The following is a 15151-nucleotide window of genomic DNA, read 5'->3' as shown; positions in this document are numbered from 1 at the left end:
AAGATGAAGAAAACGAGTCGCCTGCTGGCTGTTGCCCTCCTGTGTCTGGGGGCCGGGCTGACGGCCTGCGCTTCCAGCAAGGCCGGCATGGACGCGCCGGAACTGCCGGCGCGGCACTGGCTGGAGGAAACGCCCGGCGTCCCCGTGGAAAAGAAGGACAAGCTCGACGCCGTGGTGAGCAGCCTGTACGATCCGGTCAAGAAGTTCACCTTCGAGGATTGCGTCTATCTGACCATCCAGCAGTCTCCGCTTCTGGTCAACAGCGCGGTGAATCTGGAGATAAAGCGGCTCGCCCTGACAGACGCCATCTGGAAGTACCTGCCGGAACCCAGAATGTCGGTGACCGTGAGCAACAACCTCACCTCCTACAACAAGAGTGAGCCGGACATCCCCGGCGACTACGGCCGCACGAAAATACGCGTAGGCTTCCATGCGGCTTTCCCCAATCCGGTGGCCACCTATTTTGAGCATCAGGTCCAGAAGCTCATGGTCAACCTGGCCATTTCCACGCACCGCAAGGCCGTGGGCGAAGCCATCTACAAGATCGCCGGGGCTTACATGCGCCTGCACGCCCAGCGCCTCATCCTTGCCGAACAGGAAAAGCTCCTGCCCGTGGCCAGGGAGCTGACCTCCTTCTGGAAACAGCTGGAAAGCGTGGACGGCCGGCAGGGGGTGTCCCTCAATATGGCCACCCAGCATGAGCGGGAACTGGAGATCCGTCTGGAAAAGGCCAAGATGCAGGAAGTCATTCAGCTGACGGAACTGAAGATCCTGGCCGGCGTTGACCCGCAGCAGAAGCTGAACGTGGACACCCAGTCCGCCGAATCCATCCTCAAGGGCTTTGACGGGCGCAAGCTCAAGTGGGAGGACCGCTGGGGAAAAAGCGAGGATGACCTCCTGTTGCGCAGCCAGATCAAGCTGGCGGACTACAACATCATGGTGGCCTGGGCCGCCTATGTGCCGGACATGAACATCGACATCAACAGTTATCCGCCTGCCGGGCAGGCACAGCCTGTGGGCGGTACGGACGACACCTTCCTGCATCTGACCTTCAGCTTTCCCCTCATCGACTGGGGGCGGCGCTACCGCGGCGTGCAGACGGCCCGCATGCAGAAGGCGCAGGCCTTCAATCAGCAGGCCCGCAAGCGGACGGACTATTCCAATACTTGGTTGCAGGCCGAACAGCGCGTATCCCTTGCGGAAACCAACCTGCGTCTGGCCCGTCTCAATGAGGAGACGGCCAGGATGCAGCATACGGAAGCCAAGGTGTCCTTCGACCAGGGCCTGACGGAGCTGCCGGAGGTGGCGAACCGCCAGGAAGCCCTGATACAGGCACAGATCGCGCTTATCGAGGCGGAGCTGGAATACCGCCTTGCCAACCTTGAATGGATGTATGTGGCAAGCCTGCTGCAGGAAAGCTTCCTGGGCCTGCCCGGTGGAGAATAACCCATGTTTCGTGTGCTGCGTTTTGGCCTGCTGGCCGTGTGTCTTCTCCTGAGTGTCGTCGAGGCTGCTCCGGCGGCTGAGATCCGCCTGACCGGCAAGGTGGTCACCACGGTGACCCGTGCCGCGCCCATGCCCTTCAACGGCATCGTGGACGAAGTGCTCGTGCGGCCCGGCGATGCCGTGGAGCAGGGAGCGCCGCTGCTGCGCTATCACCTTCAGGAAGAGGCGGCCCGCATGTTGCAGCGCGAACTGATCACCGGCGCGGCGACCGAGGAGGAGCGCGGCCAGATTCTGAGCCTGCGCCAGCAGCAGACGGAGATAGAGGCCCAGCGCAACAAGGCGCGGCAGCTGGCGGCCTCCGGGCTGGGCTCGCGTCAGGCTTCCTCGCGTCTTGAAGCCAGTTATGAAAGTATCCAGCGGCGTATCGACCTGCTCAAGATGACCATCGACAAGCGGGAAAAGACGTTTGCCGCCCGGCTCAAGGAGCTGGAAGGCTACTTCGGCCAGACGCTCGATCCGCGTGAGGACCTGCCGGAAAGCCTGACGCTGACCTCACCCATCAGCGGTTACGTCCTTTCCGTGACGGCCGAAACAAGCCCTGGTTCCCTGCTCGGTCAGGGCATGGCTCCCGTCAGCGTGGGGCAGCTCAACCCGGTGCTCATCCGGGTCCCCGTGTATGAAGCCGACGTCAACAGCATTGCCGTGGACGACGTGGCCACCGTGCAGATCCCGTCCCTGCAGGACAAGGAGTTCATGGCCACGGTGAGCGAGATCTCCTGGGCCTCCACGGACATGAACGTCGGCAATCCTTCCTACTACACGGTGGAGCTCACGGTCCCCAATCCGACGCTGGAGCTGAAGCCCGGCTTCAATGCCATCGTTTTGTTCACTAAATAGGGCATGAAGCTTACCCGACTCACCCGGCAGCTGGGCTATATTCTGGGCGCGCAGTGGACGCGGGATCTCTCGTGGACCATCTTCACCATCCTGCTTGCCCGGTACAGCAAGGATATGATGGGCATGCTCAGCACGGCGCTGTCTGCCGGCTATCTGGTCAAGACCGCCGCTGATGTGGGACTCAATGACTTTCTGCTCTCGTCCTTTGCCCGCCGGGAAGGCCGCCCCCGTGAGCTGCTGGGACAGGCCACCTGGCTCAAGTGCTGTGCGCTGTTCATTGCGCTTGCGGTCACCTGGGTTCTGGTGCTGCCCAGGCCGCCGGAACAGCAGACTGTGATGCTGCTCATTGCGGCGGGCTTCGGGCTGGACGGCGTCACGGATTCCTTTTTTGCGCTCTGCCAGGCGCGTGGACGGCAGGATGTGGAGATGCGTATCCGCATCCCGTCGGCTCTTATCGGCATAGGCTACGGGATTGTGTGCGTCGTTTTTCAGCTCCCCATGCTGGCCATTGCGCTGTACAAGCCCATTGAATCCGTCTGCTGTGCCGGGCTGGCCGTCTGTGCGCTGGGGCACAATCCCCTGCGGCGGCTGACCCTGGCCGCACTCAAGGATTTGGCCCGCAAGATGAAAGGCGGCGTCATTTTCACGCTCATGGCCGCCTGCACCATGTGCTACAACAAGATCAACGTCTTTTTTCTTGTGGATTCGTACTCCACGGCTAAAGTCGCCTCCTACAGCGTTGCCTGGGAAACCGTGGACGGTCTTTCCGTGCTGGTATCCAGCGCCCTGCTCGGCAAGGTCATCTTCCCCCTGCTGGCCCGCTACTGGCGGGAAAACCGCGAGGCTTTCCGTCATCTTGCCGGTCAGACCGCCCGTTCGCTCTGGGCGGCGTCCCTGCCGGTGATTTTTCTTATCTGTGTGGAGAGCGACCGCTTCCTGCCCCTTGTCTACGGGCCGGAATATGCGGACGCCGTTACGGCGCAGCGCCTGCTCACGCCCTGTCTTGCCACGGCCTTTCTGCACAATCTGGCGGCCTATGCCATGATCGGCATGCGCAAGCACAAGCTGTTGCTGTACTTTTACCTGAGCGGTCTGGCCGTCAACATCATCTGCTGCCTGACGCTCATCCCCGCTCTGGCGGTAGACGGAACCGCGCTGACCCTGACCATTACCAAGGTCTGGGTGGCCATTCTGACGGTGGGGTATTTTCAATGGGTGGCCCGCCCCATGAGCTTGCGACAGTGGGGGCTCATGCTGCTTGCCATCGGGCTGTGCCTCGCGCTCTGGTACGGGCTCTCATTCGTTGTCTGGCGGGAAGTGGCTGAACTGGCCGGGCTCGTCCCCCTGCTCCTGCTGTTCTGGCGCTGGCGTCCGCCTCCGCCTTTTGAACGGCAGCAGGCAAGGGCCTGCTGACACAACACGCACAAATAATTACAAGAGACGGCAAATACGCTCTCCACGCTCCGCGTGCCGCTGGGGGCGTCTCGTGTCTCTGCCGCCTCCCCTGGGAAAAGCGTGCTGGGGAAGGGATGGGGCCGTGGGGAAGGATGACGAGAACGCCCTTTCCCGCACCGCTGCCAAACGGCTGGACGCTCCCCGTGCGGCAGCGACCCGACGGACGGTCGCAGGCCGGGCCCGTGAGGCGCGGCAGGTGTCGTACGGGCATCAACAACAGCAAAGCTGCCGGAAAAGCGCTCGCATCAGGCGAGCGTCCTTTCCCGGCAGCGCTGTGTTTTACGCGGTTCAGCAGGCGGGGCTGTCAGGCGTCCTCATCCCGGAAGCGTCCGACGATGCAGTCGTCCAGATCCCGCTTGGGTACATAGTGGACGCCTTCCGCATCCCGCCAGTAGCTGACCGAGCCGTCCGGCGGCAGCGGCACGATGCGCCGTTCCTCCTTTGCCACGCCGAGCCCGAGCATGAGTTCGATCTTGTAGCCTTGCGGGACGGACAGCAGCTCCTGCAGGCGGCTTTTCTGGAAACTGGCGATGATGCAGCAGCCCCAGCCGCGCGAGGTGGCCGCAAGCTGTATGGTCTGGGCGGCTATGCCCGTGTCGATGAAGGTCAGTTCGCGCGCCTCATCCGGGACCAGCAGGGCCATGAAGCCTGTGGGACGTTCCCCGGGATGCGGCCCGCCCCAGTCCTTGAGCGCGCCCGCCCAGACGGTCAGGGGCAGGACATGCGCCGTCATCCCCCCCGTAACGAGCACATAGCGCAGCACCTGGGCGTTGCGCGCCGACGGGGTAAGACGGGCGCAGTCCGCCAGCCACTCCAGATCGCTCATATGCAGGGGGCTGTCCTCCACAAAGCGGCGGCAGGTGCGCGCCGCCGTGACCAGAGCCTTGAAATCCATGCGGACCTCCTCGCGTTAGATGTTGTGACCGGCCGGGGCTGAGGAAACGATTCGCCGTGAATGCCGGGACGGACGCAGCGCCCAAGGCGGGGCAAAACAAATTTAAATAATAATTTCAATGTATAAAATAAAAATCCCAAACGCTCCGCTTGCCTTTTGGGGCGGGCGTGTCTCTCGAGTCCCTGCCGCTTCGCCCGGAAAAAGCGCACGGGAAAAACAGGGGACGAGTGACGCGAACGCCTTTGCCCTTTCCGCTGCAAAAAGGCTGGGAGCTTTCGCGCCGGCATCGACAGCCGCGCGCGACCGGATGGCGGCCCGTCGGGCGACGCAGGAGGCTTACGAGCATCGACGCAGCGTGAAGGGTTTTTTCCTTCCCCAAACAGGCAGCGAAAGCGGCAACAGCCCTAGAGGAGCGCCAGCAGGAACCAGAGCTGCGCCGTCTCGATGCTTGCCCCCAGGAAATCTCCAGAAAGGCCGCCGTGGCACAACGCAGTGCGGCACAGCCGGCGATGGAGCAGGTACTGGCCCGCGAGCAGGAGCAGGAGTTGCCATACAGGGACGAACATCCCCGCCAGCGCCGCCGCAAGGCCCAGCCAGGCCAGTTGCTGGCGTACGCGCTGCGGCGTCATGGCGGCGCACACGAGCTTGCCGAGACTGCCGCCGCCCTGGGCCGGGGCCGAGGCCGCCAGCAGCAGGGAGCAGGCGCGTCCCCAGGCGGGCGCCAGGATCAGCAACGGCCAGTCGTCCTGCGCCAGATGCGCCGCCGCCAGCAGGAGGGAGCCGGCCAGCCCCATGCTGACGGCCAGCGCGCCCAAAGCGCCCAGGCGGCTGTCGCGCATGATCTGCCAGAAGCGTTCCCCGGCGGCGCCACTGCCGCAGGCGTCCGCCAGATCCGCCACGCCGTCCCAATGCAGACAGCGGGTCGTCCAGAGCAGGGCCAGCGTCCATATCCAGCCTGCCACAAGGCTGCAAAAAACGGACGGCACGCCGGCTGTCGCGGCAAAATGCCATGCCGCGAGGGCAAGGGCGGTCCAGATGAGCCCCAGTGTCGCGCCGGCCGGGGCAAAGGCCGGCAGGCAGTCCTGAAAGCGCGCCGCTGTCTGCCCCGGTCGCACGACAAGGCGGCTGAGAAAGGAAAGGGCGTCCAGATAACGTCCCATCAGGCTGCCTGACGGGACGCGGCAGGCATCAGGCATGTTCCTGCCGGTGCTTGAAGGCCAGCGAATAGAGGTGGTGAAAAAAGTCCACATACTCGACGGTGACGTGCTCGGGGACCTTGATGCGCGCGGGCGCGAAATTGAGGATGCTGGTAAGCCCGGCGTCCATGAGATGCTGGGCCGCGCGCTGGGCCCGTTCCGGCGGCGTGGTGATGATGCCGATCTCGATATGCTGCTCGGTCACGATGGAGCGCAGATCCTTGGTGCAGTGCACTTCCAGGCCGTGCACGATCTCGCCGATCTTGAAGGGGTCGCAATCAAAAATGCCGACGATGTTGAAGCCGCGGGCGCGGAATTCGCCGTGATTGAGAATGGCCTTGCCCAGGTTGCCCACGCCGACCAGCGCCATACGCCATTCCCGGTCCACTCCCAGCGCCGAGGTGATGGAGGCGATGAGCGACGTCACATGGTAGCCCACGCCGCGTATGCCGAATTCCCCGAAATAGGCAAGATCCTTGCGGACCTGTGACCCGTTGACGCCGCAGGCCTCGGCAAGGGGATTGGACGAGATGACCTCCACCCCGTCGCGGGAAAGGTTTTCCAGCACCTGCACATAGGTGGCGAGGCGCTGGATGGTGGCACGGGGGATGTGTTTGCTCTTGGGCTGGTTGACCATGGAACTGTCCTGTGGAGAGCCGCCTGCTCTGTTGTGAAATAAAGTTTTTGCAAACGTACTGCAAAATTTTTCACCACGCAAGGGAGGAAGCGCAAGCAAACATGAAAAAGCTTTTCACCGCCTGCGCCCTGTCCGCTGTGGGCCTGCGCCTCGTCCTGTACGGCACAAAAAAAGGGGGGGCCGGAGCCCCCCGTGGATGCCGTGTGGCGGCGACTACGCGTAAGGGTTGGCGTACAGCAGAATGAAGCTGATGACCAGGGCGTAAATGGCCAGCGATTCGATGAAGGCGAAGGCCAGGATCATGGTGCCGGTCACCTTGCCGCTGGCGTCGGGATTGCGGGAGATGCCTTCAGTGGCGCCCTTGAGGCCGAGGCCCATGCCGATGGCGCAGCCGAAAGCCGCGATGCCGATGCCCAGGGCGGCGGCCAGGCAGGTCGTGCCGAGGGAGGTGGGATCGAGCTGATTGGCGGCGAAGGCCATGCTGGCCATGCCGAGCAGGGCCACCGTATTCAGCAGGGTGAGAAGAAGTTTGCGCATTGTGCACTCCTAAAACGGTTTATTGTTGGGTCGCAAGCGACCATTCCCCACAAGGGACGGGCTAGTGTTCCGGGGCCTCCAGCGCGCCCTTGATGTAGACCATCGTCAGGATGAAGAAGACGAAGGCCTGCATGGTCTTGCCGAGCAGGAAGAGCGCGTAGATCGGGATGGTTCCCAGGATGGGCGCCATGACGAAGAAGAGGATCATCACGATCTCTTCCCCGCGGATATTGCCGAAAAGACGGAGGGAGAGAGAGACCGGCCGCGAGAGGTGCGACACGATCTCCAGCGGGAACATGAGCGGGACCAGGAACTTGGAGGGCCCGGTGAAGTGGTGCACATAGTGGGCCTTCCACTTCCAGAGGCCCACGGCGTTGTAGAAGACGAGCACGAAGAGGGCCATGCAGACCGTGGTGTTCAGGTTGGCCGTGGGTGCGTCGAGCCCCGGAATCAGGCCCATCATGTTCATGGAGAAGATGTAGATGAAGATGCCCGCCAGCAGGGGGACGAACTTGCGTCCGGCTTCTCCCATGCTGCCGCAGACGAAATTCTCTATGGTGTCGATGACGGCTTCAAAGACGTTCTGGAGACGCCCCGGCACCAGCGTGAGGCGGCGGCGGACGATGAAAGCCAGGATGAAGAGGACGGCCATGCAGACCCAGGAGAAGAAAACATGCTTGAATTCCACCGCTTGACCATTGATGACCACTTCATCCATGTCCAGAAAGGTGGAAAGCAGTACCGGATGCGGCAAACCACCAGCCATAGGAGCCTCCTCTTGCGCGCATCCCCGCAGGGCGGCGCGGTATGGGTTCAGCGCCGCGCGGCGCGAACGTAACTGGCAAGGGCAATGATCTCGGCAAGCACCAGGCCGGCCACAAAGGCCAGCGGCGAGGCCTTCCCCACGATAAGGATCAGATAGACCGCACCGGCCCCGATGCCCAGGCGAAGTCCCCAGCGCACCAGCAGCAGGGGCAGTATCGCCATGCCGTTCTCACCCGGGGAGCGGCGGAGAAAGAACCGCGCCAGCTCCCAGAAAATCCATGTCATCAGCAGGCAGCCAACGCCTGCCCAGAGCAGCCCCCAGCCCAGCCGCAATGCGACGAGCGCTCCCCCCGCCAGCAGCAGGAGGGCGGACGTCAGCAGCAGATTCCGCACCAGGGGCAATATCTGCAAATGACGGATGCCGCGCCGCCACAGCCAGTCATCCAGCCGGGGCGGGATGCCGCGCACGGCCTCAGGCGTCTTCATGCTTCCGCTCCGCCGCCGCGGGCTGTGGGGAGACCTCCTCCGCCGGCGACACATCGGCGGAAAGCCGCTCTTCGCCGGCGAGCCCCTTGCGCCGGGCGTCTTCACGGGCCATGCGGGCCAGCAGTCGGCGGCTGTCCCGGTAGACATTGAGGAAGCCCGCGCCGATGCCCACAAGCAGAAAGATCAGCTTGCACCAGGGGCCGGTCTCCAGCCAGACATCCAGTCCGTAGCCGATGGCGACGCCCACCAGCGGTCCGCTGACCATGTGCAGGCCGATGACCCCGATATTCCCCATGAATTCAAGGCCGCGCTGCTGTTGCTGCAAAATTTCCCTGAAGGACATGCCCACCCCGGCCATTGCGGCGCGTGGATCATGCTGCGCCTGTCAACAGCCGTCTGATACATTATCAGCGGCCGCGGAAATCGTCAATGCGCAATGCGAAGCGGGCGTCAGCGCCGTCGCCAGAGGCTGACGGACTCCAGATGCGGCGTGTGCGGGAAGAGGTCCACGGGACGGACGGCCAGCGGCTCGTACTCTCCGGCCAGGTGCGCGGCATCCCGCGCCAGCGTGCCGGAATTGCAGGAGACGAGCAGGATGTGCCGCGGCCGCAGGCGCAGCAGCGCGTCGCGTACGGCGGCGTCCATGCCGGCCCGTGGCGGGTCCGCCAGCGCGGCCGCAAAGTGGCCTGGCGCATCGGCCCGCCCGGCCAGGAGCGTGCCGGCGTCCCCGGCCTGCCAGCTCCCCCGGCAGCCCAGAGCTTCCGCATTGCGGCGGGCCAGACGGATGGCGCGCGCATCGTATTCGATCCCGCAGGTCTCGGCGACCTGCCGCCCCAGCAGCAGGCCCGGCGCGCCAACGCCGCAATAAAGATCCAGCAGGGCGGCCCCCCGCGCGGCCGTGTCGTCGCCGGCAAGGACGGGCAGGAGCTGTTCCAGCACTTCTCCGGCAAGCAGCTGGGCCGCTGTGGTATTGACCTGGAAGAAGGAGGCCGCATCCAGGCTGAACCACTGTCCGCCCAGCGGCAGGCGGAGCAGCGCGGCCTTCTCGTCTTCCCGGCCGTCGGCCCCGAGGCAGAGGACGCGCCGCTCCCCCTGCGCCAGAGCGTCCGCCTGACGGCGCTCTTCATGGATGAAGGCCGCCAGATGCGGATGACGCGCCAGCAGGCGTTCGCCCAGCATGCGGACCGTGCGGCGCTGATGCGCGTCTCCCGGACTGGTCAGGCAGATGGCCCAGGCGCGCCACCCCTGCGGGCTGTGGAGGGCCTCCCGCGGCGTGAGGCTGCCGCGTGGCGGCAGGCCCAGCCGTACGGTGAGGAACCGCCAGAAGCCTCTGTCGCCGTCCTGCCGCCCGGGCTTGCGTCCGCCACGGGCGGCGCGCGGGGCGGGCGCATGGGCGACAAGGCGGGGATCGCTGCCTGAGACCTCCCGGGCCAGCTCTTCCGCCGACTGGACGACGGCCAGCGCTTCCGGCGGCAGGAGACGGCAGCCGGGAACCGGGATGACCGCAAGGCCGCCCCGTTCGCGCAGGCCAAGGCAGAGCCGGCCGCTCCGCGACGGCCCGGCAGGCCGCATGCCGAAGGCGAATTCCATCTTGTTGCGGAAGTGGGCCTCCCGCGGATCGGACAGGATGGGGAGCAGGGGCGGGGCCGGCAGTCTGCCGATGCGTTGCAGAGCGTCCCGCAGCAGGCGTTCCTTCCAGCGGAGCTGGGCCGGTCGGGCAAGACATTGCCAGGCGCAGCCGCCGCACTGCGCCTGATGCGGGCAGAGAGGGGCGCGATCATCGGGGCCGGCCTGCACGAGTTCCGTCCGGCAGGCTTCGGCAAAGCCGCGCTTGCGCCGCAGCAGTCGCGCCCTGACCGTCTGGCCGGGCAGGCTGTCGGTGACGAAGACGACGCCCTCCGGCGTGCGGGCGATGCCGCGTCCGTCGTGGGCAAGCGCCTCGATGACAAGGAGAGGTGTGTCGGCGGTCATGCCCTGTTGTACGGATTTCGCCGCATGGCCGCAAGCGTCCCGCCCGGGAAAGTGAGGCGTGGAGACGACTTTTGCTTGCCATGCCGTGCAAATCGTGCTAAGAGCCAGCGGCGACAAAAGGGAAAAGTCGTCTTGACAATCAGTGAATAATGAGGCACATAAGCCTTTCTCTTTTCGGAGGTCGAGCATGTACGCTATTATTGAAACCGGCGGTAAGCAGTACCGCGTGGAAGAAGGTTCCAAAGTGGTCGTGGAAAAGCTGTCCGCGCAGGCCGGCAGCGAAATCACGCTGGACAAGGTGCTGATGATCGGCGGCGCCGAATGCAAGGTGGGCGCTCCCTACGTTGCCAATGCCGCTGTTACCGCCGAAGTGGTGGAGCACGGCCGCGGCGCCAAGGTGATGGTCTTCAAGCGCTGGCGTCGCAATGACTCGCGCAAGCTGCGCGGTCATCGCCAGGATCAGACCACCATCCGCGTCAAGAGCATCAACGGCTAGTCGCGCCCCGGCGCGCAAGCAAGGAGTAAATCATGGCTCATAAGAAAGCAGGCGGCTCTTCGCGCAACGGCCGCGACAGTGCGGGCCAAAGACGCGGCGTCAAGCGTTTTGGCGGACAGCAGGTGCTGGCGGGCAATATCCTCGTGCGTCAGCTGGGAACCCGGATTTATCCCGGTGAAAACGTGGGCATGGGCAGGGATTACACCCTGTTCGCCAAGGTCGACGGCGTGGTGCGCTACGAGAAGTATACCCGCAAGCGCCGCGTGCTGACCCGCGTTCACGTGGAAACTCCTGTCGTCGACTAGTCCGGTCGACGGCTGGGGGCAGTTTTTGGGGAAGGGGCCGCAGGGCTTCTTCCCTTTTGCTGTTTGCGCGGCAGGCAGCAGCGTTCTTACCGCCGTTGCGTGCAACGGCACGGAGTCCTTATGAGATTTGTGGACGAAGCCCGTATCCAGGTGCGCGCCGGCAAGGGCGGACACGGCTGCGTGTCGTTCCGTCGCGAAAAGTTTGTGCCGCGCGGCGGCCCCAATGGCGGCAACGGCGGCAATGGCGGGTCGGTCATCCTTCGGGCCGAACCGCGCCTGCTCTCCCTTTATGATTTCCGGCTCAAGCGTCTCTACGAGGCCCGCAACGGCCAGCCCGGCATGGGTAGTCAGTGCGACGGCAAAAACGGCGAGGATCTGGTGCTGGATCTGCCGGTGGGCACGCTGGCCTATGCCGTGGCCGAAGACGGCGAGCGCCTGCTGGCCGACCTGAGCGAAGCCGGACAGGAAGTGCTGGTGGCGAAGGGCGGCCGCGGCGGCAAGGGCAATGAGCATTTCAAGACCTCCACCATGCGGGCCCCGCGCTTTGCCCAGCCCGGCGAGCCCGGCGAAGTGGTGGACCTGCGCCTTGAGCTCAAGATACTGGCCGACGCCGGCCTGCTGGGCCTGCCCAATGCCGGCAAGTCCACCTTCATCTCCCGCGTGTCGGCCGCCCGGCCCAAGATCGCCGCGTATCCCTTTACCACGCTGACGCCCAATCTGGGCGTGATGATCGATGAGTATGACCCGGATCGGCGCATGGTCATTGCCGACATCCCCGGCCTCATCGAGGGCGCGCATGAAGGGCAGGGCCTGGGGCATCGCTTCCTCAAGCATGTGGAGCGCACGCGTTTCCTCGTGCACATCCTGAGCATCGAGGACGTGAGCGACGATGACCCCTGGGCGGGCTTTGAACTCATCAATGAGGAGCTGCGGCGCTTCAGCGAGGAACTCGGCCAGCGACGCCAGATCGAGGTGGTGAACAAGATCGACCTGGAGACGCCCGAGCGCGTGGCGGCGCTGCGGGAGCGCGCCGCTGCCGACGGGCGGCAGATGTTCTTCATCTCCGCACGCGAAGGCGAAGGGCTGGAACCGCTGGTGGCCGAGCTCTGGCGCATGCGCGACAGTCTGGAGACGCACGAACCGTTGCACCGCGCCTGGGAAGGCCCCGCAGCGGAAGAGGATGATTTCGAGGACATCGAAGTCATCTATACCCGGGAATGAGGGCAACGCCCCTCCCGGCCGGAGGAACCATGAAGACCCGCCCTGTGGACTGGCAAGAGGAAAAACGCGCGGCGCTTGCCCATGCCCGCCTCGTCATCATCAAGATCGGCAGCGCCGTGCTGACGGATGCCGCCGGCCTGCGCACGGCCGTACTGGAGAATATCGCGGCCCAGATGGCGGCCCTGCGCGGCGGTCTCGGCATGTCGGAGGAACTGCGCGGCGAGGCGCCCGCGCGGCGTCTCATCCTTGTTTCCTCGGCGGCCGTGGCGGCGGGACGCGCCACGCTGGCCCGGCACGAACGTCATTTTGACGTGGTGGGCCTTGCGGCCCGGCAGGCTGCCGCCGCCGTGGGACAGGGGCAGCTCATGCGGGCCTGGGACAGCGCCTTCGCCCCCCACGGCCTGCCCACGGCGCAGGTGCTGCTTACCAGGGACGATCTGCGGGCACGCCAGCGTTTCCTCAACGCCCGCAACACCTTTGCCGAACTTTTGCAATGGGACGTCCTGCCCATCGTCAACGAAAACGACACGGTCTCCGTGGCGGAGCTGAAGTTTGGCGACAACGACTGCCTTTCCAGCCTGCTGGTCAACCTCACCGGGGCGGACCTCTTCATCAACCTGACCTCAGCCCCCGGCGTGCTGGCGGGCAATCCGCAGGAAGATCCCGATGTCGGCGTCATGCCCTGTGTGGAGGATGTGAGCAAGCTCGATCTGGGCAAACTCTGCGGCGGCAAGACCACGGTGGGGACCGGCGGCATGTATTCCAAGCTTACCGCGGCCCGTCGCGCCGCACAGCTCGGCGTGCCGACGCTGATCCTCCCGGGGCGGCAGCCGGACGTCATGTGCCGGACCTTTGCCGGCGAGGCCGTGGGAACCTGGGTGCGTCCGGCCGCGCACGCCATTTCTCGTCGGAAATTCTGGCTGGCCTATCAGGCCGATCCCAGCGGCACGGTGCTGGTGGATGCGGGAGCGGCGGAGGCCCTGCAAAAACGCGGCGGCAGCCTGTTGCCCGGCGGCGTGCGGCAGGTGGAGGGCAACTTCCAGCAAGGAGCGCTGGTGCGCATCGCCCGTCTGGATGCGGACGGCGGGAGCGCCGTTCTCGGCGTGGGCCTGAGCAACTACAGCGCCCCGGACCTGCGGAAGATCATGGGGCTCAAACGTATCGAAGTGGCGGCCATCCTGGGCGATGCCCATTATCCCGAAGTCATCCACCGGGACAACATGCTGCTGGAGGCCGCCGTTTAGGGCCTGTTAACACTATGTACTGTCTGTTGGGGGGAAGGGCCGGGGAGAGCGACGCGGGCGGGGGACAGTGAGTAGAGTGCCATGGGGGCAGCGAAACCCCCCCGCCGGCGCGGGAGCGGGTTTCCCTTCCCCCCAAGCCCCCCATCCCTTCCCCAGCGCGCTTTTACCGAGGAAAAAGTCCGGGACACGCGGCAACCTGGCTCCAAAGACAAGTGAACCGTGCGTAACTTATTAATTTTATCCATTAAAATTATTATAAAATTTTTTCTGGTACACCTTGGCGCTGTTGCCAGTGGGCAGCGTATTTTTTTGGGGGGGCTCCCCGCGCTGGCAGCGACCCGACGGGCGGCCAGAGGCCGTGACTGTTAGGCGACGCGGGAGCCTTACGGGCATCGACAGCAACACGAGGGCTTCCCCTCCCCCCAATAATTTTTTTCAGGAAAGAGACACGGCGTGGACGTCAGGCGCAAATGCGGGCGAGCAGGTAGCTGCCCCAGACGATCGCAATGAGGAGTTGTGCGGTCAGCTGCGCGGCGCTGCCCATGTCCTTGGCCTTCTTGGCCAGGGGATGCCATTCCGGCGAGATGCGGTCCACCACATTTTCGATGGCGCTGTTGCAGAGTTCCACCACGATCGCCAGGATCAGCGGCAGTATGAGCAGGATGCCTTCCGTCCAGGTGCGGCAGAGCAGCCCGGCCAGCGCGAGCCCCGGCAGGCACAGCCCGACGATCTGGCGAAAGGCCTGCTCGTCCCGCCAGGCGGCGCGGTAGCCGTCAAGGGAATAGCGCAGGGCGTTACGCAGGCGGACGAGGCCGGTACGGCCCTTGAGGGCGTTGCGCTGGGGCGGTGGCGTGTGGCGGTTTTTATCGGTCATGGGACTCTTGTGGGCGCAGGCGGTACGGGAAGCCTGGGACGCATGACATCACGGCGATGCAGGGTGCGCCCGGTGTAAACATTCGACTGGAGAAGCGGAGACGGACGGCATGATCCGCTGGCGCTTTGCCTGCCGCCCACTGCGGCGGCCGTTCGTTCCAGTCTACATGATTACGGGAGAGAAGGAAATGGCGGACCATGAGGCGCGCCTGGTGCGCCTGGAAGAGGGCATGTATTTCCAGGAGCAGCGGCTGGAAGCGCTGCACGAGGCCCTGGTGCGGCAGCAGCGGCAGCTGGATGATATGGAGCGGCAGCTCGCGGAAGCCTGCCTGCTGCTGCGGCTGTTGCGCGAACAGCTTGGCGAGCAGGGGCTCGGGCCGGAAAATGCCCTGCCGCCGCATTATATGCCTGAGCGCTACTGATCTTCGCGTATCAGGCCAGTCGCTTTGCGAGGCGAACCCTGCGGCTGCCGGGCATGGCCGGCGGTCCGCCATCCGCGCGTGATCTCGCCACGAGAAAGGGGTTTTTGGCCGGCGAAACGAAAAAGGGGGATGCCCGAAGGCATCCCCTGCATAACCCGTTGGTGGGGCGAGGCTCCCCAGCACTCGCCCCCAGGCTTGCGCTTTTCTCCCTCCACCACAACAGTCTGGTTAGCCGATGAGCTGCAGAGCCATCTGAGGCATGCTGTTGGCCTGCGAGAGCATGGCAACGGCGGACTGGGTGAGCA

17 protein-coding genes are annotated in these 15151 nt (G+C 64.8%); 8 read left to right on the top strand and 9 right to left on the bottom strand.

The genetic code is table 11. The features are described 5' to 3' along the window. Window positions 1-3 precede the first annotated feature (3 nt). The 3 genes from Q0J54_RS08235 to Q0J54_RS08225 are packed head-to-tail and all read left to right on the top strand — an operon-like array spanning window position 4 to window position 3756. Window positions 4-1446: a TolC family protein gene (locus Q0J54_RS08235; RefSeq protein WP_296304988.1), complete on the top strand. Its 1443-nt coding sequence runs from the start codon at window positions 4-6 to the stop codon at window positions 1444-1446. Between the two features lie 3 nt (window positions 1447-1449). Then, window positions 1450-2343 (top strand): efflux RND transporter periplasmic adaptor subunit, encoded by an 894-nt coding sequence (locus tag Q0J54_RS08230; RefSeq protein ID WP_296304987.1) that lies wholly within the window; start codon window positions 1450-1452, stop codon window positions 2341-2343. A 3-nt stretch (window positions 2344-2346) separates the two neighbouring features. Further along, window positions 2347-3756: a lipopolysaccharide biosynthesis protein gene (locus tag Q0J54_RS08225; protein WP_296304986.1), complete on the top strand. Its 1410-nt coding sequence runs from the start codon at window positions 2347-2349 to the stop codon at window positions 3754-3756. A 346-nt stretch (window positions 3757-4102) separates the two neighbouring features. Here the strand turns inward: Q0J54_RS08225 and Q0J54_RS08220 are convergent, their stop codons facing one another. From Q0J54_RS08220 to Q0J54_RS08185, 8 genes are all read right to left on the bottom strand, one after another. Beyond that, window positions 4103-4693, bottom strand: coding sequence for a nitroreductase family protein (locus Q0J54_RS08220; protein WP_296304985.1), 591 nt, complete (start codon window positions 4691-4693; stop codon window positions 4103-4105). Window positions 4694-5097: 404 nt separating this feature from the next. Then, window positions 5098-5853, bottom strand: coding sequence for an adenosylcobinamide-GDP ribazoletransferase (locus tag Q0J54_RS08215; protein WP_296304984.1), 756 nt, complete (start codon window positions 5851-5853; stop codon window positions 5098-5100). Window positions 5854-5881: 28 nt separating this feature from the next. Then, entirely contained in the window at window positions 5882-6526 is a 645-nt protein-coding gene (locus tag Q0J54_RS08210) for a redox-sensing transcriptional repressor Rex (protein ID WP_296304983.1), read from the bottom strand. 213 nt (window positions 6527-6739) lie between these two features. Further along, window positions 6740-7063 carry an ATP synthase F0 subunit C gene (gene atpE / locus Q0J54_RS08205; protein WP_296304982.1) on the bottom strand — a complete coding sequence of 108 codons (324 nt, stop codon included), beginning with the start codon at window positions 7061-7063 and terminating at the stop codon, window positions 6740-6742. A gap of 61 nt (window positions 7064-7124) precedes the next feature. Continuing rightward, window positions 7125-7829, bottom strand: coding sequence for a F0F1 ATP synthase subunit A (gene atpB / locus Q0J54_RS08200; RefSeq protein WP_296304981.1), 705 nt, complete (start codon window positions 7827-7829; stop codon window positions 7125-7127). A gap of 47 nt (window positions 7830-7876) precedes the next feature. Next, entirely contained in the window at window positions 7877-8314 is a 438-nt protein-coding gene (locus tag Q0J54_RS08195) for a hypothetical protein (protein WP_296304980.1), read from the bottom strand. After that, complete coding sequence (locus tag Q0J54_RS08190) at window positions 8301-8657, bottom strand: AtpZ/AtpI family protein (RefSeq protein ID WP_296304979.1); 357 nt, start codon at window positions 8655-8657, stop codon at window positions 8301-8303. Before Q0J54_RS08190 ends, Q0J54_RS08195 begins: the two co-directional genes overlap by 14 nt. 107 nt (window positions 8658-8764) lie before the next feature. Continuing rightward, a complete protein-coding gene (locus Q0J54_RS08185; RefSeq protein WP_296304978.1) occupies window positions 8765-10285 on the bottom strand; it encodes a class I SAM-dependent RNA methyltransferase in 1521 nt (506 codons plus the stop codon). Window positions 10286-10472: 187 nt separating this feature from the next. Here Q0J54_RS08185 and rplU point away from each other — a divergent pair, with 187 nt between their 5' ends. The 4 genes from rplU to proB all read left to right on the top strand — a co-directional run bounded on the left by rplU (window position 10473) and on the right by proB (window position 13551). Beyond that, window positions 10473-10781 (top strand): 50S ribosomal protein L21, encoded by a 309-nt coding sequence (gene rplU / locus Q0J54_RS08180; RefSeq protein WP_296304977.1) that lies wholly within the window; start codon window positions 10473-10475, stop codon window positions 10779-10781. Between the two features lie 32 nt (window positions 10782-10813). Beyond that, window positions 10814-11086 (top strand): 50S ribosomal protein L27, encoded by a 273-nt coding sequence (gene rpmA, locus Q0J54_RS08175; protein WP_296304976.1) that lies wholly within the window; start codon window positions 10814-10816, stop codon window positions 11084-11086. 120 nt (window positions 11087-11206) lie between these two features. Then, on the top strand, window positions 11207-12307 hold the full coding sequence (obgE, locus tag Q0J54_RS08170) for a GTPase ObgE (RefSeq protein WP_296304975.1): 1101 nt from the start codon (window positions 11207-11209) through the stop codon (window positions 12305-12307). Between the two features lie 44 nt (window positions 12308-12351). Continuing rightward, window positions 12352-13551: a glutamate 5-kinase gene (proB, locus tag Q0J54_RS08165; protein WP_296304998.1), complete on the top strand. Its 1200-nt coding sequence runs from the start codon at window positions 12352-12354 to the stop codon at window positions 13549-13551. 460 nt (window positions 13552-14011) lie between these two features. Here the strand turns inward: proB and Q0J54_RS08160 are convergent, their stop codons facing one another. Then, window positions 14012-14425 carry a diacylglycerol kinase gene (locus Q0J54_RS08160; protein ID WP_296304974.1) on the bottom strand — a complete coding sequence of 138 codons (414 nt, stop codon included), beginning with the start codon at window positions 14423-14425 and terminating at the stop codon, window positions 14012-14014. A gap of 187 nt (window positions 14426-14612) precedes the next feature. Between Q0J54_RS08160 and Q0J54_RS08155 the strand changes: the two genes are divergently transcribed. After that, window positions 14613-14846 (top strand): SlyX family protein, encoded by a 234-nt coding sequence (locus Q0J54_RS08155; RefSeq protein ID WP_296304973.1) that lies wholly within the window; start codon window positions 14613-14615, stop codon window positions 14844-14846. The last annotated feature ends 305 nt before the right edge of the window (window positions 14847-15151 follow it).

Origin of the sequence: uncultured Desulfovibrio sp. (assembly GCF_944324935.1) — a bacterium.
Lineage (GTDB): Bacteria > Desulfobacterota > Desulfovibrionia > Desulfovibrionales > Desulfovibrionaceae > Desulfovibrio.
This window is presented reverse-complemented; position numbering and strand designations above follow the sequence as displayed.

Excerpts from the sequence above, each read along its gene's own strand:
- Q0J54_RS08235 (WP_296304988.1), top strand. The coding sequence starts at position 4 with ATGAAGAAAACGAGTCGCCTGCTGGCTGTTGCCCTCCTGTGTCTGGGG.
- Q0J54_RS08230 (WP_296304987.1), top strand. The coding sequence starts at position 1,450 with ATGTTTCGTGTGCTGCGTTTTGGCCTGCTGGCCGTGTGTCTTCTCCTG.
- Q0J54_RS08225 (WP_296304986.1), top strand. The coding sequence starts at position 2,347 with ATGAAGCTTACCCGACTCACCCGGCAGCTGGGCTATATTCTGGGCGCG.
- Q0J54_RS08220 (WP_296304985.1), bottom strand. The coding sequence starts at position 4,693 with ATGGATTTCAAGGCTCTGGTCACGGCGGCGCGCACCTGCCGCCGCTTT.
- Q0J54_RS08215 (WP_296304984.1), bottom strand. The coding sequence starts at position 5,853 with ATGGGACGTTATCTGGACGCCCTTTCCTTTCTCAGCCGCCTTGTCGTG.
- Q0J54_RS08210 (WP_296304983.1), bottom strand. The coding sequence starts at position 6,526 with ATGGTCAACCAGCCCAAGAGCAAACACATCCCCCGTGCCACCATCCAG.
- atpE (WP_296304982.1), bottom strand. The coding sequence starts at position 7,063 with ATGCGCAAACTTCTTCTCACCCTGCTGAATACGGTGGCCCTGCTCGGC.
- atpB (WP_296304981.1), bottom strand. The coding sequence starts at position 7,829 with ATGGCTGGTGGTTTGCCGCATCCGGTACTGCTTTCCACCTTTCTGGAC.
- Q0J54_RS08195 (WP_296304980.1), bottom strand. The coding sequence starts at position 8,314 with ATGAAGACGCCTGAGGCCGTGCGCGGCATCCCGCCCCGGCTGGATGAC.
- Q0J54_RS08190 (WP_296304979.1), bottom strand. The coding sequence starts at position 8,657 with ATGTCCTTCAGGGAAATTTTGCAGCAACAGCAGCGCGGCCTTGAATTC.
- Q0J54_RS08185 (WP_296304978.1), bottom strand. The coding sequence starts at position 10,285 with ATGACCGCCGACACACCTCTCCTTGTCATCGAGGCGCTTGCCCACGAC.
- rplU (WP_296304977.1), top strand. The coding sequence starts at position 10,473 with ATGTACGCTATTATTGAAACCGGCGGTAAGCAGTACCGCGTGGAAGAA.
- rpmA (WP_296304976.1), top strand. The coding sequence starts at position 10,814 with ATGGCTCATAAGAAAGCAGGCGGCTCTTCGCGCAACGGCCGCGACAGT.
- obgE (WP_296304975.1), top strand. The coding sequence starts at position 11,207 with ATGAGATTTGTGGACGAAGCCCGTATCCAGGTGCGCGCCGGCAAGGGC.
- Q0J54_RS08160 (WP_296304974.1), bottom strand. The coding sequence starts at position 14,425 with ATGACCGATAAAAACCGCCACACGCCACCGCCCCAGCGCAACGCCCTC.
- Q0J54_RS08155 (WP_296304973.1), top strand. The coding sequence starts at position 14,613 with ATGGCGGACCATGAGGCGCGCCTGGTGCGCCTGGAAGAGGGCATGTAT.